23 protein-coding genes are annotated in these 26,692 nt (G+C 67.6%); 13 read left to right on the top strand and 10 right to left on the bottom strand.

Annotated features, from left to right (window positions below; translation table 11 throughout):
* Positions 1–31: 31 nt before the first annotated feature.
* Together folE2 and metZ are read right to left on the bottom strand one after the other, a co-directional pair.
* Positions 32–1,138: a GTP cyclohydrolase FolE2 gene (gene folE2 / locus FBT96_RS05930; protein WP_136905407.1), complete on the bottom strand. Its 1,107-nt coding sequence runs from the start codon at positions 1,136–1,138 to the stop codon at positions 32–34.
* A 208-nt stretch (positions 1,139–1,346) separates the two neighbouring features.
* Positions 1,347–2,546, bottom strand: a complete 1,200-nt coding sequence (metZ, locus tag FBT96_RS05925; RefSeq protein WP_136905406.1) for an O-succinylhomoserine sulfhydrylase — start codon at positions 2,544–2,546, stop codon at positions 1,347–1,349.
* 140 nt (positions 2,547–2,686) lie between these two features.
* Here metZ and FBT96_RS05920 point away from each other — a divergent pair, with 140 nt between their 5' ends.
* Positions 2,687–4,567: an elongation factor G gene (locus tag FBT96_RS05920; protein ID WP_136905405.1), complete on the top strand. Its 1,881-nt coding sequence runs from the start codon at positions 2,687–2,689 to the stop codon at positions 4,565–4,567.
* Positions 4,568–4,659: 92 nt separating this feature from the next.
* On the opposite strand, the gene FBT96_RS05915 is transcribed toward FBT96_RS05920, so the two are convergent.
* Positions 4,660–5,154, bottom strand: coding sequence for a hypothetical protein (locus FBT96_RS05915; RefSeq protein WP_136905404.1), 495 nt, complete (start codon positions 5,152–5,154; stop codon positions 4,660–4,662).
* A 157-nt stretch (positions 5,155–5,311) separates the two neighbouring features.
* Between FBT96_RS05915 and FBT96_RS05910 the strand changes: the two genes are divergently transcribed.
* The gene (locus FBT96_RS05910) at positions 5,312–5,740 is read left to right on the top strand and encodes a SufE family protein (protein WP_136905403.1); all 429 of its coding nucleotides are present in this window, start codon (positions 5,312–5,314) and stop codon (positions 5,738–5,740) included.
* Between the two features lie 94 nt (positions 5,741–5,834).
* Positions 5,835–6,602: a gamma-glutamyl-gamma-aminobutyrate hydrolase family protein gene (locus tag FBT96_RS05905; protein WP_136905402.1), complete on the top strand. Its 768-nt coding sequence runs from the start codon at positions 5,835–5,837 to the stop codon at positions 6,600–6,602.
* Positions 6,603–6,644: 42 nt separating this feature from the next.
* Here FBT96_RS05905 and FBT96_RS05900 read toward each other — a convergent pair whose 3' ends face one another.
* The 3 genes from FBT96_RS05900 to glmU are packed head-to-tail and all read right to left on the bottom strand — an operon-like array spanning position 6,645 to position 10,642.
* Positions 6,645–7,484: a DNA alkylation repair protein gene (locus tag FBT96_RS05900; RefSeq protein ID WP_136905401.1), complete on the bottom strand. Its 840-nt coding sequence runs from the start codon at positions 7,482–7,484 to the stop codon at positions 6,645–6,647.
* Positions 7,481–9,295, bottom strand: a complete 1,815-nt coding sequence (glmS, locus tag FBT96_RS05895) for a glutamine--fructose-6-phosphate transaminase (isomerizing) (protein ID WP_136905400.1) — start codon at positions 9,293–9,295, stop codon at positions 7,481–7,483. Before glmS ends, FBT96_RS05900 begins: the two co-directional genes overlap by 4 nt.
* A complete protein-coding gene (glmU, locus tag FBT96_RS05890; RefSeq protein ID WP_136905399.1) occupies positions 9,296–10,642 on the bottom strand; it encodes a bifunctional UDP-N-acetylglucosamine diphosphorylase/glucosamine-1-phosphate N-acetyltransferase GlmU in 1,347 nt (448 codons plus the stop codon).
* Between the two features lie 114 nt (positions 10,643–10,756).
* Here glmU and FBT96_RS05885 point away from each other — a divergent pair, with 114 nt between their 5' ends.
* The 3 genes from FBT96_RS05885 to FBT96_RS05875 are packed head-to-tail and all read left to right on the top strand — an operon-like array spanning position 10,757 to position 13,828.
* The gene (locus FBT96_RS05885) at positions 10,757–11,431 is read left to right on the top strand and encodes an HAD-IA family hydrolase (RefSeq protein WP_136905398.1); all 675 of its coding nucleotides are present in this window, start codon (positions 10,757–10,759) and stop codon (positions 11,429–11,431) included.
* Positions 11,424–12,635, top strand: coding sequence for an MFS transporter (locus FBT96_RS05880; protein WP_136905397.1), 1,212 nt, complete (start codon positions 11,424–11,426; stop codon positions 12,633–12,635). Before FBT96_RS05885 ends, FBT96_RS05880 begins: the two co-directional genes overlap by 8 nt.
* Positions 12,632–13,828, top strand: a complete 1,197-nt coding sequence (locus FBT96_RS05875; RefSeq protein ID WP_136905396.1) for a DegT/DnrJ/EryC1/StrS family aminotransferase — start codon at positions 12,632–12,634, stop codon at positions 13,826–13,828. Before FBT96_RS05880 ends, FBT96_RS05875 begins: the two co-directional genes overlap by 4 nt.
* Here FBT96_RS05875 and FBT96_RS05870 read toward each other — a convergent pair.
* From FBT96_RS05870 to FBT96_RS05860, 3 genes are all read right to left on the bottom strand, one after another.
* Positions 13,819–14,568, bottom strand: a complete 750-nt coding sequence (locus FBT96_RS05870) for a hypothetical protein (protein WP_136905395.1) — start codon at positions 14,566–14,568, stop codon at positions 13,819–13,821. The two genes, FBT96_RS05875 and FBT96_RS05870, sit on opposite strands and share 10 nt — an antisense overlap.
* A 114-nt stretch (positions 14,569–14,682) precedes the next feature.
* Positions 14,683–17,349 (bottom strand): hybrid sensor histidine kinase/response regulator, encoded by a 2,667-nt coding sequence (locus tag FBT96_RS05865; protein ID WP_136905394.1) that lies wholly within the window; start codon positions 17,347–17,349, stop codon positions 14,683–14,685.
* 33 nt (positions 17,350–17,382) lie between these two features.
* Positions 17,383–17,949 carry an oxidoreductase gene (locus FBT96_RS05860; protein WP_136905393.1) on the bottom strand — a complete coding sequence of 189 codons (567 nt, stop codon included), beginning with the start codon at positions 17,947–17,949 and terminating at the stop codon, positions 17,383–17,385.
* 242 nt (positions 17,950–18,191) lie between these two features.
* Between FBT96_RS05860 and FBT96_RS05855 the strand changes: the two genes are divergently transcribed.
* The gene (locus tag FBT96_RS05855; RefSeq protein ID WP_136905392.1) at positions 18,192–18,812 is read left to right on the top strand and encodes a response regulator transcription factor; all 621 of its coding nucleotides are present in this window, start codon (positions 18,192–18,194) and stop codon (positions 18,810–18,812) included.
* Positions 18,813–18,933: 121 nt separating this feature from the next.
* Here FBT96_RS05855 and FBT96_RS05850 read toward each other — a convergent pair whose 3' ends face one another.
* On the bottom strand, positions 18,934–19,182 hold the full coding sequence (locus FBT96_RS05850; protein ID WP_136905391.1) for a hypothetical protein: 249 nt from the start codon (positions 19,180–19,182) through the stop codon (positions 18,934–18,936).
* A 211-nt stretch (positions 19,183–19,393) separates the two neighbouring features.
* Between FBT96_RS05850 and FBT96_RS05845 the strand changes: the two genes are divergently transcribed.
* The 6 genes from FBT96_RS05845 (at position 19,394) to FBT96_RS05820 (ending at position 26,506) form a co-directional block, all read left to right on the top strand.
* A complete protein-coding gene (locus FBT96_RS05845; protein WP_136905390.1) occupies positions 19,394–20,554 on the top strand; it encodes an acyl-CoA dehydrogenase family protein in 1,161 nt (386 codons plus the stop codon).
* Entirely contained in the window at positions 20,551–22,155 is a 1,605-nt protein-coding gene (locus FBT96_RS05840) for a carboxyl transferase domain-containing protein (protein WP_136905389.1), read from the top strand. The genes FBT96_RS05845 and FBT96_RS05840 overlap by 4 nt, the downstream gene beginning before the upstream one ends.
* Before the next feature lie 150 nt (positions 22,156–22,305).
* On the top strand, positions 22,306–24,228 hold the full coding sequence (locus FBT96_RS05835) for an ATP-binding protein (RefSeq protein ID WP_136905388.1): 1,923 nt from the start codon (positions 22,306–22,308) through the stop codon (positions 24,226–24,228).
* Positions 24,225–24,872: a glutathione S-transferase family protein gene (locus FBT96_RS05830; protein ID WP_136905387.1), complete on the top strand. Its 648-nt coding sequence runs from the start codon at positions 24,225–24,227 to the stop codon at positions 24,870–24,872. Before FBT96_RS05835 ends, FBT96_RS05830 begins: the two co-directional genes overlap by 4 nt.
* Positions 24,865–25,728 carry a hydroxymethylglutaryl-CoA lyase gene (locus tag FBT96_RS05825; protein WP_136905386.1) on the top strand — a complete coding sequence of 288 codons (864 nt, stop codon included), beginning with the start codon at positions 24,865–24,867 and terminating at the stop codon, positions 25,726–25,728. Before FBT96_RS05830 ends, FBT96_RS05825 begins: the two co-directional genes overlap by 8 nt.
* On the top strand, positions 25,721–26,506 hold the full coding sequence (locus tag FBT96_RS05820) for a crotonase/enoyl-CoA hydratase family protein (protein WP_136905385.1): 786 nt from the start codon (positions 25,721–25,723) through the stop codon (positions 26,504–26,506). The genes FBT96_RS05825 and FBT96_RS05820 overlap by 8 nt, the downstream gene beginning before the upstream one ends.
* Positions 26,507–26,692 lie beyond the last annotated feature (186 nt).

Genomic DNA, 26,692 nt, shown 5'->3' with positions numbered 1-26,692 from the left:
CACGGGCGGAAGGGGCGCCTTCCGCACCGCGTTACCCGGCATGCACAAGCGATGCGAACAATTTCGGATCAAGGCTCGCGCTGGCGAAAGTGGGGCCTTCCGTCAGCACGGCCACCGCATCGTGGCTGTGCAGGCTTTCCTGATGGCTGGCGATGACGCGGAAATCGCCCACCCGCGGTTCGGCCATCAGGCCCGCCGCGAAAGAGCGCACCGCATCTTCGACAAAGATCGGATTGGCGGCGTTCAGTTCGGCAAAGGCCTGTTCGTCCTCGCGCTTCACCATCACCTGGGTTTCCGTCGGCACATTCGCCCGGGCGATCTCGATCAGGTCTTCGAACCACAGCGTCTTGCCCGGCTCGATCACCACCGAAATCCGCGCCACCGAGCGTTGCGAATGCGGCGTCGCCAGCCGACCGCGGCGGATCCGGGCATCTTCCGACAGCTCCAGCGAGCAGGGGCAGGTCGAGGAATAGACGTAGTCGAGATGCACGATCTTGGTCCGCACCCCCGCCTGTTCGACCAGCTCCAGCGCGATGTCGTAATATTGCCAGCCGCGCAGACCGGACCGCAGGCTGTCCACCTGCAGCGGCAGCGAAAACCGCATCATCAGCCGCGCGTCGAAGCTTTCCAGATGGTCGATGTAGTCATCCAGCGCCGCCGCCATCACCTCGAAGGAAAATTCGCTTTCCGAATGGGCATAGAAGCTGCGCAGGATGCGCGACATGTTGATGCCCTTCTTTTCGGCTTCAAGGCTGACCGTGCCGGTGACCGAGGTTTCCAGCATCACATCGCCACCGTCCTTGCCGTTTTCGGGGCGCAGCTTGTAGCGGATCGGCAGGCGGAAGTTCGAGATCCCCACATGTTCGATCCGGGTCTTCGCGCCGCGGATCAGCGAGGACGGCCCGTTCTGCAGATCGGGCATCGCAGCCTTGTAGGCGTCATCGGGGCGGAACTCGGCGTCATAGCTGCGGGCCAGCTCCGGATAGGGGCCGGGCACCGGGTTGAAAAGACGGGCAATCGCCGGGTCAAGCGCCGCCACCTCGGCGGGATGCGCCTGTGCCACAAAGGCCCGCAGCAGCTCAAGCGCGGCCTTGGCTTCTGCCGTGTCGGGCGTGTCGATGCGTCCGTGGATATTCATGGCGTCTCCCTTTCGCCTGTCGCGCAAAATTCGATATGGGAGTGAGACGCGGAAAGTCCAACCGAAGTTGCACAAGAAACGACGAAAGCGCCGGGAAAATCTTCTAAACTGCAATGCAATTCGCGTCAGGGTTGAAAGCGGAGGGGCGCATCGCGTCCCCCCGCTTTCAAGACCATAGCTATTTCAAGGCCTTGCGCCTGATCCGCGTTCAGCCCGCCTCGCCGCATTCGCCCAAAGCGACTTCCAGCGCCGAGCGGATGTCCTCGACCAGATCGGCCGTATCCTCGATGCCGAAGGAAATCCGCACCAGACCGGGGGTGATGCCGATCAGGGCCCGGTCCTCATCGGTCAGGTTCTTGTGCGTCGTCGTCGCCGGATGCGTCGCGATCGATTTCGCATCGCCCAGGTTGTTCGAGATCGACACCACATCGAGCGCGTCAAGGAAGCGGAAGGCGACGTCCTTGCCACCCTCGAAATCGATCCCCAGCATCGTGCCGCCCGCGCCCATCTGCGCCATCGCCAGCGCATGTTGCGGGTGGCTGGCCAACCCCGGATAGATCACCCGGTTCACATGCGGATGGCCGTCGATCGCCTCGGCGACCGCCTTGGCCGAAGCCGCCTGCGCGCGCACCCGCAGATCCAGCGTCTGCAGGCCATTGAGCAAAAGCCAGGCATGAAACGGGCTCATCGCGCCGCCGGTGTGCTTGACGTAAGTTTCCAGCGGGCCCCGGATGAAGTCGCGCGTGCCGCAGACGACGCCGCCCAGCACCCGCCCGCCGCCGTCGATGTGTTTCGTTGCCGAATAGACGATGACATCGGCGCCAAGGTCCACGGCGCGCGAAAAGATCGGCGAGGCGAAGGCGTTGTCGACCACCACGATCGCACCGACCGCATGGGCGATCTCAGAGACGCCCGCGATGTCGATCACCTCAAGCCCCGGATTGGACACGCTTTCGAAGAAGCAGATCTTTGTCGTGGCCTTGACCGCCGCGCGCCAGTTTTCAAGATCGGCGCCGTCGATCAGCGTCACCTCGACGCCGAACCCGGCCAGCACCTTCAGCACATGCAGGCAGGACCCGAACATCTGCCGCGCCGCGACGACATGATCGCCCGCCTTGAGGCAGCAGCTCAGCGCGCCGTTGATCGCCGCCATGCCCGAGGCGCAGGCAAAGGCATCCTCGGTGCCCTCGATCGCGGCCATCCGGTCTTCGAACATCCGCGTCGTCGGGTTGCCGTAGCGGGCATAGATGAATTCATCCTCGCCGGCCTCGATGAACCGCGCCTCGGCGGCCCCGGCCGAGGGGTAGATGAACCCCTGTGTCAGAAACAGCGCCTCGGCCATCTCGCCGAACTGGCTGCGCCGGATCCCCTCGTGGACCAGTTTCGTGCGTGTGCGCCACTCGCTCATCGTCGTCTCCCCGGGATCTTGCGGAATTTCTTCGGATAAGCCGCTGTTTGGCATGGGTCAAGGCCGGGGTCGGTTCAAACCTTTAAGAGAATCACATGCGCCCCAAAATGACGGGCGCAACAGACCCGAGGAGGTGCCCAATGAAAGTCGTATCCATCGTAGGCCCATCGCAGGCCGGCAAGACCACGCTTGCCGAGGCGTTGGCCACGCTCGAAGGGGCCAAACCGCGCAAACATGTGCTTTTCGGCGAGACCGCCGTGACGCGCTTCGCTTTCATGGGGGAAGACTGGGCGCTTCTGGACGCGCCCGGGGGGGCCGACCATCTGCCGCAGCTTGGCCCGATGCTTGCAGCCTCGGATGCCGTCGTTTTGTGCATTCCCGCCGAGACCGAGGCCGCGGTGCTCTGCGCGCCCTATCTGCGGCTGGTCGAGGCCGCGGCCCTGCCGACCTTCATCTTCATCAACAAGATCGACATCGCGCAGGATCGCACCAGTGAAATCGTGGCGGCGTTGCAGGCCTTTTGCCCGCATGGAATCGTGCTGCGGCAGATCCCGATCCGCAAGGACGGCCAGGTGATCGGCGCGGTCGATCTGATTTCCGAACGCGCCTGGGAATATCACGATCATGCGCGCTCCTCGCTGATGGAACTGCCCGCCGAAATCCGCGACCGCGAGGCCGAGGCCCGGGCGGAACTGCTCGAACATCTGGCCGATTTCGACGAGGCGCTTTTGACCGAGCTGATCGAGGATCAGGCCCCGATGACCGACGAGGTCTATGAGGTCTCGACCAAGGTCTTGCAACATCACGATCTTCTGCCCGCGCTGCTGGGTTCGGCCGGGCATGGCAACGGCATTATGCGGCTGATGAAGAGCCTGCGCCACGAAGTGCCGGGTGTGGCCGAGACGAAGGAACGCATCGGCGCGCTGGCGGTGGGCGCCTTGGCCGATACCGTCAAGCATCTGGGCAAGACGGTGCTGATCCGCGCGCTGTCCGAGGGTGTGGCGCCCGGGGCGAAGCTGTGCGGCGCGGCCGTGGGCTCGATCGTCGATGTCGATGGCAAGACCCCGCTTGGGGCGCTGAAGCCGGGGGATATCGGGCTGACGGTGAAGACCGATCACCTGAGCCTGACCGGCCCGCTTTACACCGGCGAAGGCATCCTGCCCAATCCCGACTGGATGGCGCCGCATGCGGCGAACCACCGGCTGATTCTGGAACCCGAAAACGAGCGCGACGAGACCCGGCTGGCCGCCGCCTTGCCGAAGCTGCTGGAAATCGACCCCGGGCTGAGCCTTGGCACCGATCCCGCGACCGGCAAGACCGTGCTGGGCACGCAGGGCCCGCTGCATCTGCGCCGGGTGCTGGAAAAGCTCGAGGCCGATTTCGGGCTGAAACTGGCCACGGCACCGCTGGTCGCGGCGCTTTGCGAAACCATCACCGGCACGGCGCAGAAACAATATCGCCACCGCAAGCAATCGGGCGGCGCCGGGCAATTCGCCGATGTGGTGATCGAGGTCAGCCCGCTCGCCCGCGGCGAGGGCTTCCGCTTCACCGAAACCGTCAAGGGCGGGGCCGTGCCGCGCAACTACATCCCCTCGGTCGAGGCGGGCGCGCGCGAGGCCTTGGCGGCGGGTCCGAAGGGGCATCCGGTGGTTGATCTGGCGGTGAACCTGTCGGACGGCAAGCATCATGCGGTCGACAGTTCCGACCATGCCTTCCGCACCGCGGGCAAGATGGCGCTGCGCGAGGCGCTGGCCGAGATCGGCACCGCCGTTCTGCAGCCGGTCAGCAAGGTGGTGATCTCGGTGCCCTCGACCTATGCGGGCGGGCTTTCGCCGCTGGTGTCGGGGCTCAAGGGGCAGGTTCTGGGCTTCGTGGCCGATCCGGCCGCCAAGGGCTGGGATCTGTTCGAGGCGCTGATGCCCGCGTCGTCGCTGCCCGAGCTGTTCCAGTCGCTCGGCGGTGCCACCCGCGGCACGGCCAGCTTCACCGCCACGCTCGATCACTACGAAGAGCAGTATTGAGCGCCTGATCCGACCGAAAAGGGCGGTCCCCCGGGACCGCCCCTTGCGATGGCCCGCCGCGGTCAGCGGCTGATCGCGATTGACCGCCGCGGTCAGCGGCTGATCGAGCGCTGGGTGTCGGCGCCGATCACCACGACCTTCGTCACCTCGGCCAGCACGACGTTGTTGATGAAGGCCGCCGCCGTCACCTCGCGCGATTGCGGGGTGCTGACGCGGGTCGCCGCCGGGCTGCCCGGATCGGGCCAGGCGACGACGAAGCGATAGGTCATCACGCCCTCGACCGGCTTGCCGTCGTTTTCCGCCAGAAGCTTCGCCCCCCACCAGCCCTGGGTCGGCGTCAGGCCGGTGGCGGCGACGATCGCGCCGCCCTGGGTCTGTTTCACCTCGAGCGCGGTGACCTGGGCGATCAGTTCGCGCGGGTCTTTCTTGACGTCCGGGTAGCCGTCCTTCGGCGCGAGCGTCATCACCTCTTCATGCTGGAACCAGTTCCACGGGTTCAGCTTCGACTTGCCGATGCCGCAGCCCGAAAGCGCCAGCGCCAGCGCAAGCGACAGGGCAACGGGGGCAGGGCGGGCACGCAGGAACATGGGGCACCTCGACGGGGCTGGGGCGATCTTTGCCTTGGGTAGCCGATCCGGCCCGGTTTGAAAAGCGGCGTTTGGCCCGGCGCTTGCGCGCGCCGCCGCGCACCTCTTGCCGCGCCGCCGCATGAAGGCTACGCAGGGGAAAACGCAGGAGTTTCCCATGGCCAGCCCCGCCTTTGAAGAGATCGCCGAAACCTTCGATTTCCTTGACGACTGGGAGGATCGCTACCGCCATGTGATCGAACTGGGCAAGGCGCTGCCCGCGCTTGATGACGCGCTGAAAGTGCCCGCGACCAAGGTCGAGGGCTGCGCAAGCCAGGTCTGGCTGATGCCGCGGATTTCGGGCACCGGGCCGGGGGCGGTCTTCGATTTCGAGGGCGCGTCCGATGCGATGATCGTGCAGGGGCTGATCGCGCTTCTGCATGCGCTTTACGCCGGTCTGACCGTGGCCGAGGTGGGGGCCGTCGATGCGAAAGCCGAGATGGGGCGGCTGGGTCTGAACGAGCATCTGTCCAGCCAGCGCTCGAACGGTCTGGCGGCGATGGTCGAGCGCATCCGCAAGCTGGCCGCCGAGGCCGCCGCCGCCTGAGCCCTGACCCTGCAGATCCGCACAGATCCTGCGCGGGCCTTCCCCCTTTGCGCAAGGACGTGGCTTTGCTACGTTTTCGCGAAAGGAGCATGACATGGACAAGAGCGGACATCGCCCGGTCGTGGGGATCATCGGCAACCGCGGGCTGATCAACGACCGCTATCCGATCCACGAGGGCGGGCAGATGAATTCCTGCGCCGTGGCCAGTGTCGCGGGCTGTCTGCCGCTGCTGATCCCCGCCGATCCGACGATGGTCTCGGTCGAGGAGCTGATGCGGGTCTGCGACGGCTTTTTGCTGACCGGCGGGCGGCCGAACATCCATCCTTCGGAATATGGTCACGAGGAAACCGAGAAACATGGGGCCTTCGACCGCGCCCGCGATGCGATCACGCTGCCGCTCGTGCGGGCCTGCGTGGCGGCTGGGCAGCCGTTCTTCGGCATCTGCCGCGGCTTTCAGGAGGTGAACGTGGCGATGGGCGGCACGTTGCACCCCGAAATCCGCGAATTGCCGGGCCGGATGAACCACCGCATGCCGCCCGAGGGCACGTTGGAGGAGCTTTTCGCCCTGCGCCACCGCGTCGCGCTGACCCCGGGCGGGCGCTTTGCCAGCCTTTTCGGCGCCGAGGAGGTGGAGACCAACACCCTGCACGGGCAGGGAATTTTCGAACCCGGGCCGCGCATCGTGATCGAGGGGCGGGCCGAGGATGGCACCCCCGAGGCGATTTTCGTGGATGGCGCGCCGGGCTTTACCCTGGCAGTGCAATGGCACCCGGAATGGAATGCGCAGAACGATCCGGTGTCGCGGCCGTTGTTCGAGGCTTTTGGCGATGCGGTGCGGGACTTTGCCGCCGCGCGCCGGTGACGGGTGGCGAAAGGGCGTATTTGGGCCAAGAAGAAACACCCGTCATTTCAGGTATTTCGAGGCTTCCTTGCGGGCAAAGGGCTTGAGCGTGGCGCCGTGGTCGGCAAGCCATTGGCGCACGGCTTCGGCGTCGTGTTTCGACAGCTCGCGCAACCACCAGCCGATCGCCTTTTGAATGAACCAGTCGCGGTCCGGGGCGAGGCGGACGCACCAGCCCAGCACGCGGGCGCGGGCGGCCTGTTCGGCGGCGTCGGGGTGGTTCGATTTCGTGAAGGGCAGGGTGATCACCAGCGCGGCGCGGCGGGTCCACATGTTTTCGGCGTCCAGCCAGGTCTCGATCTCGTCGAGCCGTTCGGGGGCGCCGACGAGCCGCCGCCCGCCCGCATTGCAGGCGTGATCGGCCGCGGCCCAGGCGTCGAAGCCGGGCACCCAGGAAACGATGGTGCGCCAGACCGCGTCATCGGGGCGGATGCGCGCCTGTGTCAGCAGTTTCGCCGCCGCGATCTTCGCCTCGTGGATGTCGCTGTGCCAGAGCCCGTCGGCCAAGGCGATGCGTTCGTCAAGCGTCGCCTGGGCCCGCCAGAGCCGCGTCATATCCTCGATCAGCGGCACCGACACGCCCAGATACCGCCGCGCCACCTTGTGATACGCCGCGGCGCCCGCAGCCCTTTCCGCATCGCCACAGGAGTCGAGCGCGGCGATCGCCTCGGCCAGACTGGGGGGCGGGCCAAGGTCGTCTGCCGCCGCCGCTTCCTCGTATTGCGTGTAATCGGCATCCGAGGCGGCATAGGCCGCGGCTTCGGCGGCCAGGGCCGCCTCTGCCTCGGTCAGGGGGCGGTCTTCGGCGACGATGACCCGGGGTCCGCGTTTTCTGGCCATCACTCCACCGTCACGGATTTCGCAAGGTTGCGCGGCTGATCGACGTCGGTCCCCTTGGCGATGGCGGTGTGATAGGCGAGCAGCTGCGCGGGCAGCGCGTAAAGGATCGGCGCGAAGGGCTCGGCCACTTCGGGCAGGCGCAGGCTGGCCCAGGTGCCCTCGGCCGCGGTCGCGATCCCCTTGCCGTCGGTGATCAAAAGCACCTTGCCATGCCGCGCCATCACCTCCTGCATGTTCGACACGGTCTTGTCGAACAGCCGGTCATGCGGCGCCAGAACGATCACCGGAACGGTGCGGTCGATCAGCGCGATCGGCCCGTGCTTGAGTTCTCCGCTCGCATAGCCCTCGGCGTGGATGTAGCTGATTTCCTTGAGTTTCAGCGCGCCTTCCAGCGCCAGCGGATACATCGGGCCGCGCCCGAGGAACAAGATGTCCTGCGCCTCGGCGAGCTGGCCTGCCAGTTTCGCGATCTCCTCCGAGGTGGAGAGCGCCGCATTCATCAGCCCCGGCAGCGCGCGCAGCGTATCGAGATGGCCCTGCAGCTGATCGGGGCTCAGATGGCCACGGTCGATCCCCGCCTTCAGCGCCATCACGGCGAGCGCCAGAAGCTGACAGGTGAAGGCCTTGGTCGAGGCGACGCCGACTTCGACCCCCGCAAGGATCGGCAGCGCCAGATCGGCCTCGCGCGCGATCGAGGAGGTGGGCACGTTCACCACGGCGATGGTTTTCGCAACCTTTGCCGCGCAGTAGCGCAAGGCGGCGAGGGTGTCGGCGGTCTCGCCCGATTGGCTGACGAAGATCGCATAGCTGTTGGCGGGCATCGGCGGCTCGCGGTAGCGGAACTCGGAGGCGACGTCGATTTCGCAGGGCAGACCGGCCAGCTGTTCAAACCAGTATTTCGCCACCGAACAGGCGTAGAACGCCGTGCCGCAGGCCACCAGCGTCAGCCGGTCAAGGCTGGAAAAATCCAGCTCCGCAGGCAGGTTGACCCCCTCGGGCCGGAGGTAATGGCGAAGCGCATCGCCCAGAACCACCGGCTGTTCGGCGATTTCCTTGGCCATGAAATGCTTGTAGCCCGCCTTTTCGACGCGGGTCGAGGACAGGTCGATCCGGGTCTCCTCGCGGTTCGCCCGCCGCCCCTCGGCGTCGAAGATCTCGGCCCCCGCGCGGGTGACGAAGGCGTAATCGCCCTCGGCCAGATAGGTGATGCGGTCGGTCATCGGCGACAGCGCGATGGCGTCGGAACCGACGAACATCTCGCCCTCGCCATGGCCGATGGCCAAGGGCGAGCCCTTGCGGGCGGCGATCATCAGATCGTTCTCGCCCTCGAACAGCCACAAGAGCGCAAAGGCGCCTTCCAGCTTTTGCAGCGTCGCCACCGCCGCCGCGCGCGGCGTCAGGCCGCGGTCGATGAAGAGCCGCGTCAGCAGCGCCACGGTCTCGGTGTCGGTCTGCGTTTCGGGCGCGATCCCGGCCTTGGCCAGTTCGGCGCGCAGCTCGCGGAAATTCTCGATGATGCCGTTATGCACCACCGCCACCGGCCCCGAACGATGCGGATGCGCGTTCACCGTGGTCGCCGCCCCATGCGTCGCCCAGCGGGTGTGCCCGATGCCCGCCTTGCCCGCGAGCGGCTCGTGCACCAGAAGATCGGAGAGGTTGACCAGCTTGCCGACCGCGCGCCGCCGATCCAGCCGGCCTTCGTTCACCGTCGCGATGCCCGCCGAGTCATAGCCCCGGTATTCCAGCCGCTTGAGGCTTTCCACAAGCAGCGGCGCCACTTCGTGAAAGCCAAGAACACCAATGATCCCACACATTTACGCGCCTTTCTTCTGCGCTGCCTTCTGCGCGCGCAGCCGCTCGAACAGTTTCACCGCCAGCCCCGGTTTCGTCACCTGCTTCGCCCGTCCCAGCGCGACGGCGCCCGGCGGAACATCCTCGGTGATCGTCGAGCCCGAGCCCGTCAGCGCGCCATCGCCCACCGTCACCGGCGCCACCAGCATCGTATCCGAGCCGATGAAGACATGCGCGCCAATCGTCGTGCGGTGCTTGAACACGCCGTCATAATTGCAGGTCACCGTGCCCGCGCCGATATTGGTGAACTCGCCCACATCGGCATCGCCCAGATAGCTCAGATGCCCGGCCTTGACGCCCTCGCCGAGGATCGAATTCTTCACCTCGACGAAATTGCCGATATGCACGTCTTCGGCCAGTTCCGCCCCGCCGCGCAGCCGCGCAAACGGCCCGACCGTCGCCCCGCGCGAGATGTGGCAATCTTCCAGATGGCAGAAGGCCTCGATCGTGGCGCCGCTTTCGATCGTCACATCGGGGCCGAAAACCACATTCGGGCCCAGCACCACATCGCGGCCGATGCAGGTGTTCAGCGCGAAATAGACCGTGGAGGGATCGACCATCGTCACGCCGGTTTCCAGCGCCTCGGCGCGGGCGCGGGCCTGAAAGGCAGCCTCGGCCGCGGCCAGTTCGGCGCGGGTGTTGATGCCCAGCGTCTCGGCCTCGTCGCAGCGCACGACCTCGGCCATATGGCCCTTGGCGCGGGCATTGGCCACGATGTCGGTCAGGTAATATTCCCCCGCCGCATTGTCATTGGAAAGCTCGCGCACAAGGGCCGCCAAAAGCGTCGCGTCGCAGCAGATCACCCCGGAATTGCAAAGGGTTATCGCGCGTTCTTCCGCGCTTGCATCCTTGTATTCGACGATCCGTTCCAGCCGGTCGCCCGTTGCGATCAGCCGCCCGTAGCGGCCCGGATCGGCGGCCTCGAACCCCAGAACGACGACATCGGCGGGGCTTTCGACCAGCCGTTCCAGCGTTTCCGCCGCGATGAAGGGGGTGTCGCCGTAAAGCACGACCACCTTGCCCTCGAAGGTGGGGATCTGCGCCAGCGCCTGCGCCACCGCATGGCCGGTGCCCAGCTGCTCGGCCTGCAGCGCGATCTCGGCCTCGGGTTCGATCTTGCGCACGGCCTTTTCGACCAGATCGGCGCCGTGACCGACCACGACCACCACCCGCTCGGGATCAAGCCTGCGCCCGGCCGCCAGCGCATGCGCCAGAAGCGGCGCGCTGCCCAGACGGTGCAGCACCTTCGGCAAGTCGGAATTCATCCGGGTTCCTTGCCCGGCGGCAAGGACAATCAGGGCAATGGCCATGGGAACGCCTTTTCTTCTGCTCTCGCCTGTTTTACCGATACCATATCTCGCTGCAAGAGGGCGAGGATCACGCAATCTTTCGCGGGCGTAACAGTATCTTTCGGGGGCGCAACAGTGGCAACGGTGGTTTTCGATCTGGACGGCACGCTGGCCGATACCTCGGCCGATCTGATCGCGGCGGCGAATGCCTGTTTTGTCGCCCGCGGCCTCGAGGCGGTGCTTGACCCGGTGGCGGATGCGCTGACCGCCTTTCAGGGCGGGCGGGCGATGCTGGCGCTGGGGTATGCGCGGCTCGGCACCCCCGATCCCGCGCTGCTGGTGAACGAGGATTACTTCCGCCTGCTTCTGCATTACGGCGAGAATATCTGCGTGCATTCAAGGCTTTATCCGGGGGCTGCCGGGGCGGTGGCGACGCTCAGGGCGGCCGGTTACCGCACCGCGATCTGCACCAACAAGCCCGAGGCGCTGGCGGTGCAGCTGCTGGATGCCTTGGGGGTCGCGTCGCTTTTCGATGCGCTGGTCGGCGCCGACACGCTGCCCACCCGCAAGCCCGACCCCGCGCCCTATCACGCCGCGGTGACGCGGGCGGGGGGCACGGTCGCGCGATCCTTGCTCGTGGGCGACACCGTGACCGATCGCGAGACCGCCCGCGCCGCGGGCGTGCCCTGTCTGCTTGTGGCTTTCGGTCCCGAGGGCCGGGCGATCGAACGCCTTGCCCCCGAGGCGATGCTGGACAGTTTCGCCGATCTGGCCTTGCGCGTGGCGCAATTCCTTCCGCGTCATGGCTGACGTGCCAAACCCCCGCCGCGCGACGATCTTTATCCTGATCGTCGTCTTCTTCGACATGGCCGGGCTCGGGCTGATCCTGCCGGTCCTGCCGCATCTGATCGAGGAGGTGGGCGGGCTGCAGCTGCAGGATGCGGCGCAGGTGGGGGGCTGGCTTTATGCGGTCTATTCGCTGGCGCTGTTTCTGACGGCGCCGCTTCTGGGGGCGCTCTCCGATCGTTTCGGACGGCGGCCGCTGCTGCTGGTGTCGCTGGCCGGGCTGTGCATCGATTATGTGCTTTGCGCGCTGGCGCCCTCGCTGTTGTGGCTTTTCCTCGCGCGGATCGTGGCGGGGATCTGCGGCGCGACGCAGGGCATCGCCAATGCCTATGTCGCCGATTTCACCGCGCCCGAAGACCGCGCCCGGGCCTTTGGCTGGCTTGGCGCGGCTTTGGGGCTTGGTTTCGTGCTCGGCCCGGCGCTTGGCGGGCTTCTGGGCGCCTTTGGGCCGCGGGTGCCGTTCTGGGCCGCCGCCGCGCTGGCGGCGCTCAATTTGCTGTGGGGGCTCAGGGCCTTGCCGGAAACGCTTGCGCCCGAAAATCGCCGCGCCGTGGTCTGGCGCGAGGCGAACCCGTTCGGCATCCTGACCGTCTTTCGCCGTCACAAGGGGGTGCTGCCGCTCGTGGCGATCTATGCGCTCTATTTCTTCGCCTCGGCGGTCTATCCGGCGGTCTGGTCCTATTGGGGGATCGCGAAATTCGGCTGGTCCGAGGTCACGATCGGCGTCTCGCTTGCCGCTTTCGGCATCGTCTGGGCGCTGTTTCAGGGGCTCTTCACCGGCCCCGTGGTTGCGCGCATCGGCGAGCGGCGGGCGGCGCTTGTGGGTCTGGCCATCGCCGGTCTGGCTGCGGCGGGCTATGGCCTTGTGCCCGGGATCGTCGGCGTCGTCGTGCTGTTGATCTTCCACGGCCCCGAGGGCTTCGCGCAACCGGCGCTGACGGCGATGATGTCGGCGCGGGTGCCCGAAAGCGAACAGGGCGCGCTGCAGGGCGGGCTGGGCGCCGTCACCAACCTGATGATGCTGGCCGGAACGCTGTTCTTCGCCCAGGTCTTCGGCTATTTCCTTTCGGATGCGGCGCCGGTGCGAAGCCCCGATGCCGCCTATTTCGCCGCGGCGGCGCTGCTTGCGGTGCCCTTCGTGCTGCTGCTGCGCAGGAAAGAGACATGACGGACACGGTCTTCACCGGCAATTTCACCCAACAGGAACCGATCGACGAGGCGGCCATCGCCGCCGCCGTCGCCGTGCTGCGCTCGGGGCGGCTGCATCGCTACAATGTCGCGCCGGGCGAGATCGGCGCGGCGGCGGCGCTCGAGGTCGAATTCGCCGCCTTCACCGGGGCGAAATATTGCCTCGCCGTCGCCTCGGGCGGCTATGCGATGGGCTGCGCTTTGCGCGCCGCGGGTGTCGGGCCGGGGGACCGGGTGCTGACGAATGCCTTCACGCTGGCGCCGGTGCCCGGGGCGATTGCCGCGCTGGGGGCCGAGCCGGTCTTCGTCGAGGTCACCGAAGATCTGGTGATCGATCTTGAAGACCTTGATCTGAAAGCCAAAACCGCGGGCGCGCGGGTGTTGCTGCTGTCGCATATGCGCGGCCATATCTGCGACATGGACCGGCTGATGGCGATTGCGACGGCCGCCGGGCTGCTGGTGATCGAGGATTGCGCCCATACGATGGGGGCCAGCTGGCGCGGCGTGGCCTCGGGGCGGCATGGGGCGGTGGGCTGCTATTCGACGCAGACCTACAAGCACATGAATTCGGGCGAGGGCGGTCTGATCGTCTCTGATGATCCCGTGCTGATGGCGAAAATGATCCTTTTGTCAGGGTCTTACATGCTTTATCCCCGGCATGCCGCAGCCCCCCCGCCCGAGGTCTTCGAAGGGCTGAAATACGACACGCCCAATGTCTCGGGGCGGATGGACAACCTGCGCGCCGCGATCTTGCGCCCGCAGATCCCGACGCTGCCCGACCGCATCGGGCGCTGGAACGCGCTTTACCGGGCGCTGGAGGCGGGGCTTGTCTCGACGCCGGGGCTGCGGCTGATCGCCCGGCCCCAGGCCGAAGCCTTTGTCGGCTCGTCCTTCCAGTTCCTTCTGCCCGGCTGGGCCGGTGATCGCATCCTGTCCCTCGTGAAGGCTTGCGCTGCGCGGGGGGTGGAGCTGAAATGGTTCGGGGCCGAGGAGCCCGTCGCCTTCACCTCGCGCCATCAAAGCTGGCGCTTTGCCCCCGCGCAGGCGCTGCCGCGCACCGATGCGGTGCTGGCCGGTCTGCTCGATCTGCGGCTGCCGCTGACCTTCTGCGAGGCCGATGCGGCGCTGATTGCCCGTATTGTCGATGACGAAGTCCGCCGTCTTCAGCGCTGATCACCCAGAAGCCGCTCCTGCCAGGCGGCATTGTTGATCGGCGCCTCGGCCAGCGCGAATTCGAAACTGGCGAAAGCGCAGGGCAGGCGCAGCGTGATATCGGCCAGCACCAGCCGCTCGGTGCCGAAATCATGCGTCTCGACCTCTTCGCTCAGCAGCACCACCGCGATGTCGGGGCGGCCCAGCCGCAGCCGCATCAGCGGCTCGGCCATTTCCGACATCCCGCCCAGCGTGTCGAGATCGACGAGCAGCAACGCGCCCTGCGGTGCCGACCAGACCGGCGCGGTCGGGTGCAGCGCGCCGATGCGGCGGAACGGCAGGCCGTGATCGGCCAGCCAGTCGAGGCAGGTCAGCCCCGCGCCGCCGCGATGCGACAGGACATAGACGACCGAGATCGAATCCGCGTCGAGGCCGTAAAAGCGGGCGGCGCCCGCGACCGGCGCGGTGGCGGACCCCGTCGGGGCGGCGCCCGGGGAGAGGGCCGAAGGCGACTCGGGCCGGGGCGGGGCAAGCTCATGCGCCGGCGCGGCGCTGCGACCGATACGCTGAAGGCGGATGCCGGGCGTCGCGCCGCCGCTCCCGTGCGGCTGATCGGCGGCGGCGATCACCACGGCGGGCCAGCCCGAAGCGGTCGGTGCCGGGCTGAACGCGGCGCGCAGCCGGATCAGGATCCGGCCGAGCCAGGGCCCGATAACCGCCGCCGTCGCGACGGGTTGCGCGGATGAATGCGTCCAGACCATGCGGCCCTCCCAGTGCTTAACCTGCGTGCAAGGTTAATTGCCGTTAGGGAATCCGGGCAATGTGTCGGAGGGATGACAGCGCACGCGAAAGGATAGGTCCGTGGCGCCATGCGCTCAGCCCTGGGACGCGGCGGCCGTTTCAAGCCGGGTCCGGGTCTCGGTCCAAAGCGCGCCAAGCGCGTCAAGGGCGGCCAGCGTCGCCGCATCGGGGGCGGTTCCCGGCGCGGCGATCCGCAGCGCCACCTCGATCGCCTTGAGCCGATGATGCAGCCGTTCCGCCCCCAGAAGCGCCGCCGAACCGGCGAATTTATGCGCCAGCGCCGCGGTTTCGGCGGGGCGATCCTGCGCCGCCGCCCGCGTCAGCGCGGCGATCATCTCCGTGCCCTCGGTCAGGAAGCGCCGCAGCGTCTGCGCCATCATCTCGGGGCCCAGCGACTGCGCCAGCTCGTCCAGAGTCTCGGCCTGAACCAGCGCCAGCCCGGCCTCCGCGGCGGGCTCGGGCGGGGTCGACAGCGGGCGCTGACGCAACCGCGGGCACAGCTCCTCGGCCAGCACCTGATCCAGCATCTTGCGGGTGATCGGCTTCGAGATCACCCGGCACACCCCCGCCGCCTCCAGCCGGTTGCGCGCCTCGGGCAGGACATTCGCCGTGACCGCGATGATCGGCGTCTCGTGGTTCGGCCCGGTCCCGGCCCGGATCGCCTCGGTCGCATCGACGCCGTTCATCCGCGGCATGTTCAGATCGATCAGGATCACGTCATAGCGGCGCTCCGCCGCCTTTTCGACCGCCTCGACGCCGTCGCGAGCCTCCGCGATGCTGTGTCCGGCCCGGCGCAACATCTCGCACAGCACGACGCGGTTGATGTCATTGTCCTCGACCACCAGCACCTCGATCGACGTCGACAGACGCGGCGCGGGGCTGCCGTCGGCGGCACAGGGGGCCGCACCGGGGGCGGGGCGCGCGGGCGCCTTCACGACCGGCATCGGCGGCGTCGCGGCGGGCAGGCTCAGCACCACCGGCGCGGGCAGGCTGATCCAGAAGGCCGACCCCTGTCCGAGCTCGCTTTCCACCCCGATCTGGCCGCGCATCGCCCGCATCAGCCGCCGCGCGATCGACAGGCCCAGCCCCGATCCCGTCGCCTCGCGCGACAGTTCGGGGTCGAGGGTGACGAAATCGTCGAAGATCCGCTCGGTCTCGGCCGCGGGAATGCCGATGCCGGTGTCAATGACCCGGTATTCCAGCAGCCCCTGATCGCGGTGATAGTCCGCTTCAAGGGTGATCGTGCCGTCACGGGTGAACTTGATCGCATTGCCGACGAGGTTGAGCAGCACCTGCCGGATCCGCATCGCATCGCCCTCGACCGCCTCGGGCAGGCGTCCCGCGGTGCGCGTCGACAGCCGGTTGCCGCGCGCCGCCGCCGCCCCCGCCTGCATCTGCACGATCTCGTCGAGCACCGACATCGGCGCAAAGGGCTCGCGCGTCAGCGACAGCTTGCCCGCATCGAGCCGTTCGACATCCAGCGTGTCATTCACATGCGCCAAAAGGATTTCGCCCGCCTTCTGCATCGAGGCGAGCAGCGCGGTCTGGCTGGCATCGAGCGGGGTTTCGCGCAAGAGTTCAAGCGTGCCGAGCAGCCCGTTCAGCGGGGTTCGCATCTCGTGGCTCATCACCGCGACGAATTCGGCCTGCGCCTGTTCGCCCGCCATCGCCGCATCGCGCGCGTCGATCAGTTCCTTTTCGGCGGCGACGCGGTCGGTGATGTCGCGCATGTAGCCGACGAAGATTTCCTTGCGGCCGATCCGGGTGGCGGTCACCGAAATTTCGGCCGGGAAGACCGAGCCGTCCTTGCGCTGCGCCTGCAGGCCGATCAGCCCATGCCCCGCGATCCGCGGCACGCCGCCGGTGCGGTAGCGCTTGAACCCCGCCACTTTCGCCGATTTCATCGCCTCGGGCACGATCAGGTCGTTGAGATGCCGCCCCAGCGCCTCGGCGCGGCTGTAGCCGAAGACCCGTTCGGCGGCGCCGTTGAATTCCAGGACCTTGCCCTCGTGATCGACGACGATCACCGCGTCGAAGGAGGTGCCGATCACCGCTTCGAGCCGGGCCTTCGCCGCCGAGAGCGAGCCGGTCTGCCGCATCCCGAAACGCCAGAGCGACCAGGTGATCACCAGCCCCGCGGTGATCGCCGCCAAAAGCGCCGTGGTCAGCGAGGCGAGCAGCATCAGCGAGGAAAACACCCGTTCGCGCTGCGCCATCGCCCGGCTGGCGAATTCGCGCACGCCTTCGAGCGAGATCGTGCGGACATCGCTTTCAAGCGCCCCGGCGCGCTCGCGCAGCGCGGGCAGGGCGGGGGCCAACGTTTCGGGGCCGGCATCGACCAGCTCTGCGGTCTCGTGCAGGAAGGCGTCGATGCGGCCGATCTCGGGCCCGGCGACCTCGGGGGTGACGATCGCCGCAAAGCCGCGCCCCTCCAGGATCGTGTGCACGCGGCTGTAGAAGACATCGAAGCTGCGGCCGAATTCCGCCATCGTCTCGGGCGCGTCGGGGCGGGCGCGCAGCAGCGCCCCGTCCATGTGGAAATATTCCACCTCAAGCTGCGCCAGCGTCCATTGCAGGCTGTCGGAATTGGCGATGGCGAGGTTGTCGATTTCCGACTGCACCATCACGCCGTAGCGGTAAAGCGCCCCCACCGCGCCAAGGAACACCACGACGAGCCCTGCGAACAGGAACGGGCGCAGGCGTCGCCGCGAGTCGAGAAACGAGGGGAAACTGTCCGACATGAAACCGATGCGAAAGGGGGCAGGCACCCCGGGTTAGGGCAGAACCTCGATCCGGTCGACCTGCCAGACGGACCGGGAATAGACGACTTCGTTTCTGAATTCTGGCGCAGAGTCATAGGGATACACAAGCCAGAGCGGGCCCTTGTCGCGCACTTTCATCGGCTTGCCGTCGCGCAGGTCGGCCAGCAGGGCGCCGCCCGCGACCACCTCCGAGACCGGGATCTGCACCGAATAATCGTTGACCGCGGTGATCTTCAGCGTGCCGCCCGTGACCCCCAGATGATCGATCAGGCTGCGCAGATCGACCCCGGAAAAGCGTTGCACGCCCTCGGTCCAGATCGTCGAGGTGGCGAACTCCCGCCGCGGCAGCGCGGCCAGCATCGCCGCGTCGAATCTGGCCATCCCGCTGCCGTCGGTTCCCGCGATCCGGCCGGTGACGGTCAGCATCACGGGCCCTGTGGGTGCGGGCAGCGCGACTGCGGCGGCCGGGGCCGCCGACTCGGCCAGCGCGGCCTGCGCCGGAAGGGCAAGCCCCGCGGCGACAAGCAGGAAGCGGCTCAGGATCAGCACGGCCTTGGCCGTCTTGGTGAAGATAGGCATGTCTTTCCCCCGTTGGATCCTGCACGATCGCGGGATTGTCGCATAGCCCTCCGGTCAAGCCATGCGGAATTTAGTATGTTTCCCTATCCGAAAGGATAGGATTACCCTTCGATAGGGGACTTCTGCAACGCTTAGGGCGAGCACGTCAGAAACTTCCCGTCGCGGTCTTGAAATAGCCCGCTTTCTTTAAGATTACCTTTCCGCAACCCCTGCGGGAGAGGCTCGGGCCGAGATTTTCGGAGGTGAAGGTGAGATTGCTGATTGCCGACGACCATGATCTCGTGCGCGATGCTATTGCGGCGCTGTTGCGCGCGGGTGGCTGCGACGAGGTTGCCGTGGCCGGAACCCTGCCCGCGGCGCTGGCGGCGCTGCGGGCCGCGGTGCAGTCGGGGGGCGGCTACGATCTGGTGCTGCTCGATTACGACATGCCGGGCATGGACGGGCTCGAGGGCCTTGCGCAGATGAAGCGGGCCTTTCCGGCGCAGGCGGTGGCGATCATCTCGGGCGTCGCCCGTCCCGCCGCCGCGCGCGAGGCGCTGGAGGCCGGGGCGATCGGCTTCGTGCCGAAGGCGATGCCCGCGCGCTCGATCATCGGGGCGGTGACCCTGATGGCCTCGGGCTCGGTCTTTGCGCCCTTCGACTTTCTCAAGCAGGAGGAGCCGCCGGTGCAGGGCGGGCTGACGGCGCGCGAAACCGAGGTGTTGCGCGGCCTCTGCGCCGGGCGCACGAACAAGGAAATCGCCCGCGAGATGGACCTGCAGGAGGTCACGGTGAAGCTGCATGTGCGGACGCTGACGCGCAAGATCGGCGCGCGCAACCGCACCCATGCGGCGATGATCGCGCGCGAAAACGGCTGGTTCTAAGGGGCAAGCCCCTGCTTTCAAATGCAAAGGCGGTGCCGAAGCACCGCCTTTCGCCGCCGGATCGAGTGGGTCGGCGGCGCGCCGGTCCGCCGATGGGTCAGGCGCGGACCGGCTTGTCCTGTCAACGGCGGCCGGGGAAGGGCAGCACCTGCGCCGGTTGCACGCGCTCGTCGCGCGAAGAAAAGGGCGAGACCCGGCGCGGCCGTTGCGGCGCGGCGGCCTGCGGAAACACCACCGGCTCCATCCGCTCGATCGCCCGGGCAAGGGCGGCGGACACCTCCGACAGCCCCTCGTTGCGGCAATAAGCGTTCATCTCGATCAGCACGGCATAGATCCAGGCGTGCTGACTGGCAGTGGCGATCGGGCTCATGGCGCGGCTCTCTGTCGTTATCCTTGACAAGATATTTACCAACGCCCGCCGCCCTTGGCGCCTGCGCGGAAGGCCAGCGGCGGCGCGCGAAAGCGTGCGACCTATCCTTTCGGAGAGAGCCCCGCCGAAGTGACGTTGCGGCACGTCGGCTTGACGGAATCATCCCGTCCGGAAATAAATGAACAAGCGTTCAATAACCGGGGAGGGGAAGATGTTCGCAGGCTCGATGCGGTTCGATCTGGGGGAAGACATCGGTGCGCTGCGCGACATGGTGCAGGCCTGGGCGCGCGACCGGCTGGCGCCGATGGCGGCGGCTGTCGATCGCGACAACCTGTTCCCGAACGAGCTTTGGGCAGAGATGGGGGCGCTGGGTCTTCTGGGCATCACCGTGCCCGAGGAGTTCGGCGGGTCCGGCATGGGATATCTGGCCCATGTCGTCGCGACCGAGGAGATCGCCCGGGTTTCGGCCTCGATCGCGCTCTCCTACGGGGCGCATTCGAACCTTTGCGTCAACCAGCTGAAGCTGAACGGCTCGCCCGAGCAGAAACGCAAATACCTGCCCGATCTGGTTTCGGGGGCGAAGATCGGCGCCCTGGCGATGAGTGAAGCGGGCGCGGGCTCGGATGTGGTGGGCATGAAGCTGCGGGCGGAAAAGCGCGGCGACGTCTATGTGCTGAACGGCCACAAATACTGGATCACCAATGGCTGCGATGCCGATACGCTGGTGGTCTATGCGAAAACCGATCCGGCGGCGGGCTCGAAGGGGATCACCGCCTTCCTCATCGAAAAGGGGATGAAGGGGTTCTCGACCTCGGCGCATTTCGACAAGCTCGGCATGCGCGGCTCGAACACGGCGCAGCTGTTCTTTGACGATTGCGAGGTGCCCGCGGAAAACGTGCTGGGCGCCGAGGGGAAAGGCGTGCGGGTGCTGATGTCGGGGCTCGATTACGAACGCGTGGTGCTTTCTGGCATCGGCACGGGGATCCTGATGGCCTGTCTGGACGAGGTCGTGCCCTATGCGCAAACGCGCGAGCAGTTCGGCCAGCCGATCGGGAATTTCCAGCTGATGCAGGCGAAGATTGCCGACATGTATGTCGCTGCGAACACCGCGCGCGCCTATACCTACGAGGTGGCGAAAGCCTGCGACCGCGGCGAGGTCACGCGCCAGGATGCCGCCGCGACGGTGCTTTATGCCTCCGAGCAGGCGATGGTGCAGGCGCATCAGGCGGTTCAGGCGCTGGGGGGCGCGGGGTTCCTGAATGACTCGGTCGTGAGCCGCCTGTTCCGCGATGCGAAGCTGATGGAGATCGGCGCGGGCACCTCGGAAATCCGCCGCATGCTGATCGGCCGCGAATTGCTGGGGGCGAAATGAAGCTCTCTTCCGCCGTCCTGCCCAGCTCCGAAACCTTTCGCGCCAATCGGGCCGCGCATCTGGCGCTGCTGGAAACGGTGCGCGAGGCCGCCGCCCATGCCGCCGCCGGGGGCGGGCTTGAGGCGACGAAACGCCATGTCGCCCGCGGCAAGATGGCGCCACGGGAACGGGTGGCGGCGCTGCTCGACCCCGGCTCGCCCTTCCTCGAGATCGGCGCCACTGCCGCGCATGGGATGTATCACGGTGCCGCGCCCTGCGCCGGGGTGATCGCGGGCATCGGCCGGGTGAGCGGCCAGGAGGTCATGGTGGTGGCGAACGACGCCACCGTGAAGGGCGGCACCTATTACCCGATGACGGTGAAGAAACACCTGCGCGCGCAGGAGATTGCGGAAGATTGCGCGCTGCCCTGCGTCTATCTTGTGGACTCGGGCGGCGCCAACCTGCCCAATCAGGACGAGGTCTTCCCCGACCGCGACCATTTCGGCCGCATCTTCTACAATCAGGCGCGGATGTCGGCCAAGGGCATTGCCCAGATCGCCGTCGTCATGGGCTCCTGCACCGCGGGGGGCGCCTATGTGCCCGCGATGTCGGATGTGACGATCATCGTGAAGGATCAGGGCACGATCTTTCTGGCCGGTCCGCCGCTGGTGAAGGCCGCCACGGGCGAAGTCGTCAGCGCCGAAGACCTTGGCGGCGGCGACGTGCACACGCGGCTGTCGGGCGTGGCCGATTATCTGGCCGAGGATGACGCCCATGCGCTGGCGCTCGCCCGCCGTGCCGTGAGCCACCTCAACCGCGCCAAACCGGCCAGCGTGCAATGGCAGGCCCCCGAAGACCCGGCCTATGACCCCGAGGAGATCCTGGGCGTCGTGCCCGCGGATCTGCGCACGCCCTATGACATCCGCGAGGTGATCGCCCGGGTGGTCGACGGCTCGCGCTTTGACGAATTCAAGCCGCGCTTCGGCGAGACGATCGTCACCGGCTTCGCCCATGTGAAAGGCTGCCCGGTGGGGATCATCGCCAACAACGGGGTGATCTTCTCGGAAGCCGCGCAAAAGGCCGCGCATTTCGTCGAGCTCTGCTCGATGCGCAACATCCCCTTGGTTTTCCTGCAAAATGTGACAGGCTTCATGGTCGGGCGCAAATATGAAAACGAGGGCATCGCCCGGCACGGCGCCAAGATGGTCACCGCCGTCGCCACGACGAACGTGCCAAAGATCACGCTGCTGGTGGGCGGCTCCTTTGGCGCGGGCAATTACGGCATGGCGGGCCGGGCCTATTCGCCGCGGTTCCTCTGGAGCTGGCCGAATGCGCGCATCTCGGTGATGGGCGGCGAACAGGCGGCGGGCGTTCTGGCCACGGTCAAGCGCGAAGGGATCGAGCGCAAGGGCGGGCATTGGTCGGCCGAGGAAGAGGCCGAGTTCAAACGCCCGACCCTCGAGATGTTCGAGCGCCAGAGCCAACCGCTTTATGCCTCGGCGCGGCTTTGGGATGACGGCATCGTCGATCCGCGCAAGACCCGCGAGGTGCTGGCGCTGTCGCTCTCCGCCAGCCTTTGCGCGCCGATCGAGCCCACCCGCTTCGGGATCTTCCGCATGTGACTTTCGATGCCTCCGGCGGGGATATTTGCAGCAAGATGAAACCCATTCCTTTCATCTTGCCACAAATATCCCGGGGGGCCCGGGGGGCAGCGCCCCCCAACCACGCAAGATGCGGGGCAGCGCCCCCCGCCGCAGACCAAGGAGACCGCCATGTTCGCCAAGATCCTGATCGCCAATAGGGCCGAGATCGCCTGTCGGGTGATCGACACCGCCCGTCGTCTGGGCGTCGCCACGGTCGCGGTCTATTCCGACGCCGATGCGGGCGCGCGCCATGTCGCGATGGCCGACGAGGCCGTTCCTATCGGCGGGCCGCGCCCGGCCGACAGCTATCTGCGCGGCGATGCGATCATCGAAGCCGCGCTGCAAACCGGGGCGGAGGCGATCCATCCGGGCTACGGGTTCCTCTCGGAAAACCCCGATTTCGTCGATGCGGTCGCCGCGGCGGGGCTGACCTTCATCGGTCCCTCGGGCGCGGCGATCCGGGCGATGGGGCTCAAGGATGCGGCCAAGGCGCTGATGGCCGAGGCGGGCGTGCCCGTCGTGCCGGGCTATCACGGCGACAATCAGGACCCCGAGCATCTGGCGGGCGCGGCCGAGGCCTTGGGCTTTCCGGTGCTGATCAAGGCGGTGGCGGGCGGCGGCGGCAAGGGCATGCGCCGGGTGGACCGCGCCGCGGATTTCGCCGCAGCCCTGGCCTCGGCGCAGGGCGAGGCGCAGACGGCCTTTGGCAACTCCGCCGTGCTGATCGAGAAATATGTCGAAAAGCCCCGCCATATCGAGGTGCAGGTCTTTGGCGACGGCCGCCGCGCCGTGCATCTTTATGAACGCGATTGCTCGCTGCAACGCCGCCATCAGAAGGTGATCGAGGAAGCCCCGGCGCCGGGCATGACCGCCGAGATGCGCGCCGCGATGGGCCAGGCCGCCGTCCGCGCCGCCGAGGCGATCGGCTACGCGGGCGCGGGCACGGTCGAATTCATCACCGATGCCTCGGACGGGCTGCGCCCCGACCGGTTCTGGTTCATGGAGATGAACACCCGGCTGCAGGTCGAACATCCGGTCACCGAAGCCATCACCGGCGTCGATCTGGTCGAATGGCAGCTGCGCGTCGCCGCCGGAGAGGCCTTGCCCGCGCGGCAGGAAGACCTGATCCTCCGGGGCCATGCGTTTGAGGCCCGCCTTTACGCCGAGGATGTGCCCGCAGGCTTCCTGCCCGCGACCGGCACCTTGAAACACCTGCACTTCCCCCCCGGCGTGCGGGTGGAAACCGGGGTCCGGCCGGGCGATACGATCAGCCCCTGGTATGATCCGATGATCGCCAAGGTGATCACCCACGGCCCGACCCGTGCCGCCGCCCTGAATGCGCTGGCGCGGGCGCTGGAGGCGACGCAGGTCGCGGGCACGGTGACGAACCTCGGCTTCCTCGCCCGGCTTGCCCGGCATCCGGGCTTTGGCGCGGGCGATGTCGACACCGGGCTGATCGCCCGCGATCTGCAGGCGCTCACCACCCCGCCAACCACCCCGCCCGCCGCCCGGGCGCTGGCCGTGATCGCCGCGGCGGGGCTGCATCAGGCCCCCGGCACCGGCTTCGCCCTTTGGGCGCCGCTGCGCCGCCCGGTGCCCTTCGAGGAGCCCGCGCATCTGCAGGTCACCGGCCCGAACCGGATCCGCGTCGAGATCGGCGGGCAGGGGCATGACTGCACCCTGCACCCCGATGGCTGGTGGGTCGATGGCGCCAAGACCGGGGCGCAGATCCATGTCGCGGAAGACGAGATCACCGTCTTCCTGCAGGGCGCGCATCGCTTCGCCCGCCCCGATCCGCTGGCCCGCGAAAGTGGCGCCGTTGCCTCCGGCCTCACGCTTGCGCCGATGCCCGGTCTGGTGAAAGCTGTCTTCGTCGCGCCCGGTGCGCAGGTGGCGGCGGGCGACCGGCTGGCCGTTCTGGAAGCGATGAAAATGGAACATACGCTGTGCGCCGCGCGGGCGGGCCTTGTGGCCGAGGTTCTGGCGGGCGCGGGCGATCAGGTGGAGGCCGGGGCGGCGCTGATCCGTCTGGCCGAGGAGGAGGTGGCATGACGATCCTGCATCACATCCCGGGCTCGCGCTCGCATCGGGTGCTGTGGCTTCTGGAGGAGCTGGGCGAAGAGGCCGATATCCGGGTCTGGTCGCTGACCGATGGCAGCCTGCGCAGCCCCGAATTCCGCGCGCTGTCCCCGGCCGGGCGCATCCCGGCGCTGGAGATCGACGGCCGGGTGATCTTCGAATCCGGCGCCATCACGCAATATCTGACCGAGACCCGCGGGCGCCTGGCGCCGCGCCTTGGCGACCCCGACCGCGGCGCCTTCCTTGAATGGATGCATTTCGCCGAAACCCAGGGCAACATCCTGCAAGCGCTCAACATTCATCACATCTTCCTGCGCCCCGAGAGCGCCCGGTCGGTGCCTTTGATGCGGCTCGACACGAAGCGGCTCGAAATCACCCTGCATGCGCTCGAGGCGCGGCTGAGCGGGCGGGACTGGATCTTGGGGCAGTTCTCGGCCGCGGATTGCATGTTCGGCTTCAACATGGATGCGATGTTCCGCTTCGTTCCGCGCGAAAAATTCCCCGCCATCGCCGGCTGGATCGCCCGGGCGCAGGCGCGGCCCGCGCATCTGCGCGCCGTCGAGCGCGGCGGGGCGACGATCTATGCCCGCGACTTCTACGAGCTGCCCGATGGCTGAGCGCGTCGACATCGTCGAAATGGCGCCCCGCGACGGGTTGCAGAACGAGGCCCGCTTCATCGCCACCGCCGACAAGATCGCGCTGGTCGATGCGCTCTCGGACGCGGGCTTCAGCCGGATCGAGGTGGCGTCCTTTGTCAGCCCGAAATGGGTGCCGCAGATGGCCGATGGCGGCGCGGTGCTGGCGGGGATCGCACGGCGTCCGGGCACGCGCTATGCGGCGCTGACGCCCAATCTGCAGGGCTTTCAGGCGGCCTTCGCGGCCGGGGTCGACGAGGTGGCGATCTTCGCCTCGGCCTCCGAGGGGTTTTCGCGCGCCAATCTGAATTGCACCATCGCCGAAAGCCTGGCCCGCTTCGCGCCGGTGCTGCAGGCGGCGCAGGCGGCGCTTTTGCCGGTGCGGGGCTATGTCTCGATGGTCACCGACTGCCCGTTCGAGGGCGCGATCGCGCCCGAAAAGGTGGCGCAGGTGGTGGCCGCGCTGCGCGATCTGGGCTGTTACGAGGTCAGTTTGGGCGACACGATCGGGCAGGGGCGGCCCGAGACCGTCACGGCGATGTTGCGCGCGGTCTTGAACGAGATGCCGCCCGCGCGGCTGGCCGGGCATTTCCACGACACCGCGGGGCGGGCGCTGGAAAACATCGAGGCGAGCCTGGCGCTGGGTCTGCGGGTCTTTGACGCCGCGGCGGGGGGGCTGGGCGGCTGTCCCTATGCGCCGGGCGCGGCCGGCAATGTGGCGACGGAAAAGGTGGCGGCGCGGCTTTGGGCGCTGGGCTATGACACCGGGCTTGACCCGGTGGCGCTGGCGCGGGCGGCGGCGCTCGCGCGCAAGCTGAAGGGGGGACAGGATGTTTGAGACGATCCGGATCGAGACCGATGCCCGCGGCGTGGCGTGGCTTTGGCTGTCGCGTGCGGCCAAGCACAATGCGCTCGACGCGCAGATGATCGGGGAGCTGACCCGCGCCATCGGGCAGCTGGGCGCCGATCCCGCGGTGCGGGTTGTCGTTCTGGCGGCCGAGGGGGCGAGTTTCTGCGCCGGGGGGGATCTGCGCTGGATGCAGGCCAATATCACCGCCACGCCCGCGGCGCGCGCGGCCAGTGCCCGCAGCCTGGCCGCGATGCTGGCGGCGCTGAACGACTGCCCGAAGCCGGTCATCGGCCGGGTGCAGGGCAATGCCTTTGGCGGCGGCATCGGCATGATCTCGGTCTGCGATGTCGCCATCGCCGCCGAGGGCGCGCGGTTCGGCCTGACCGAAACGAAACTTGGCCTGACCCCGGCGACGATTTCGCCCTATGTCATCGCCCGGATGAGCCCGGCGAAGGCGCGGGCGGTCTTCATGTCCTCGCGGCTGTTTTCGGCCGCCGAGGCGGTGGGGCTGAACCTGCTCGCGCGCACCGTTCCGGCCGCCGATCTGGACGCCGCGATCGAGGCCGAAGTCACCCCCTATCTCGCCTGCGCGCCCGGCGCCGTGGCCGAGGCGAAGGCGCTGGTGCGCGCCTTGACGCCGGGGCTCGACTCGGAGGCGCAGGAGCGCACGATTGCCGCTTTGGTGGCGCGTTGGGAAAGCGCCGAAGCGCAGGAGGGTCTGGCGGCTTTCTTTGACCGGCGGGCGCCTCACTGGCTTGTGAACTGACAGATTCGCAATATTATTTCGCGCATTGGCCGATTCGGCCCGGTTCTTGCCCCGGTCCTGGGGCGAGACATGTTGCCGCATTGCGGCAACTCCTTGTCGCAGCGGCGAAACGTCTCAAATCCGGTGTGCATCGGTATACAAAATGCGTCTCAAACCCAGAATCCGGGCCTCGCGATGTTGACCGGA

The sequence above is a fragment of the Rhodobacter capsulatus genome (assembly GCF_005144475.1).
In the GTDB taxonomy this organism is placed as follows: Bacteria; Pseudomonadota; Alphaproteobacteria; order Rhodobacterales; family Rhodobacteraceae; genus Rhodobacter; species Rhodobacter capsulatus_C.
Note: the sequence above shows the minus strand (reverse complement) of the source record. Positions and strands in the feature narration are given on the sequence as shown.

Excerpts from the sequence above, each read along its gene's own strand:
- folE2 (WP_136905407.1), bottom strand. The coding sequence starts at position 1,138 with ATGAATATCCACGGACGCATCGACACGCCCGACACGGCAGAAGCCAAG.
- FBT96_RS05840 (WP_136905389.1), top strand. The coding sequence starts at position 20,551 with ATGAAGCTCTCTTCCGCCGTCCTGCCCAGCTCCGAAACCTTTCGCGCC.
- FBT96_RS05920 (WP_136905405.1), top strand. The coding sequence starts at position 2,687 with ATGAAAGTCGTATCCATCGTAGGCCCATCGCAGGCCGGCAAGACCACG.
- FBT96_RS05905 (WP_136905402.1), top strand. The coding sequence starts at position 5,835 with ATGGACAAGAGCGGACATCGCCCGGTCGTGGGGATCATCGGCAACCGC.
- FBT96_RS05875 (WP_136905396.1), top strand. The coding sequence starts at position 12,632 with ATGACGGACACGGTCTTCACCGGCAATTTCACCCAACAGGAACCGATC.
- glmS (WP_136905400.1), bottom strand. The coding sequence starts at position 9,295 with ATGTGTGGGATCATTGGTGTTCTTGGCTTTCACGAAGTGGCGCCGCTG.
- FBT96_RS05870 (WP_136905395.1), bottom strand. The coding sequence starts at position 14,568 with ATGGTCTGGACGCATTCATCCGCGCAACCCGTCGCGACGGCGGCGGTT.
- FBT96_RS05910 (WP_136905403.1), top strand. The coding sequence starts at position 5,312 with ATGGCCAGCCCCGCCTTTGAAGAGATCGCCGAAACCTTCGATTTCCTT.
- metZ (WP_136905406.1), bottom strand. The coding sequence starts at position 2,546 with ATGAGCGAGTGGCGCACACGCACGAAACTGGTCCACGAGGGGATCCGG.
- FBT96_RS05915 (WP_136905404.1), bottom strand. The coding sequence starts at position 5,154 with ATGTTCCTGCGTGCCCGCCCTGCCCCCGTTGCCCTGTCGCTTGCGCTG.
- FBT96_RS05850 (WP_136905391.1), bottom strand. The coding sequence starts at position 19,182 with ATGAGCCCGATCGCCACTGCCAGTCAGCACGCCTGGATCTATGCCGTG.
- FBT96_RS05830 (WP_136905387.1), top strand. The coding sequence starts at position 24,225 with ATGACGATCCTGCATCACATCCCGGGCTCGCGCTCGCATCGGGTGCTG.
- FBT96_RS05835 (WP_136905388.1), top strand. The coding sequence starts at position 22,306 with ATGTTCGCCAAGATCCTGATCGCCAATAGGGCCGAGATCGCCTGTCGG.
- FBT96_RS05820 (WP_136905385.1), top strand. The coding sequence starts at position 25,721 with ATGTTTGAGACGATCCGGATCGAGACCGATGCCCGCGGCGTGGCGTGG.
- glmU (WP_136905399.1), bottom strand. The coding sequence starts at position 10,642 with ATGGCCATTGCCCTGATTGTCCTTGCCGCCGGGCAAGGAACCCGGATG.
- FBT96_RS05825 (WP_136905386.1), top strand. The coding sequence starts at position 24,865 with ATGGCTGAGCGCGTCGACATCGTCGAAATGGCGCCCCGCGACGGGTTG.
- FBT96_RS05860 (WP_136905393.1), bottom strand. The coding sequence starts at position 17,949 with ATGCCTATCTTCACCAAGACGGCCAAGGCCGTGCTGATCCTGAGCCGC.
- FBT96_RS05865 (WP_136905394.1), bottom strand. The coding sequence starts at position 17,349 with ATGTCGGACAGTTTCCCCTCGTTTCTCGACTCGCGGCGACGCCTGCGC.
- FBT96_RS05880 (WP_136905397.1), top strand. The coding sequence starts at position 11,424 with ATGGCTGACGTGCCAAACCCCCGCCGCGCGACGATCTTTATCCTGATC.
- FBT96_RS05845 (WP_136905390.1), top strand. The coding sequence starts at position 19,394 with ATGTTCGCAGGCTCGATGCGGTTCGATCTGGGGGAAGACATCGGTGCG.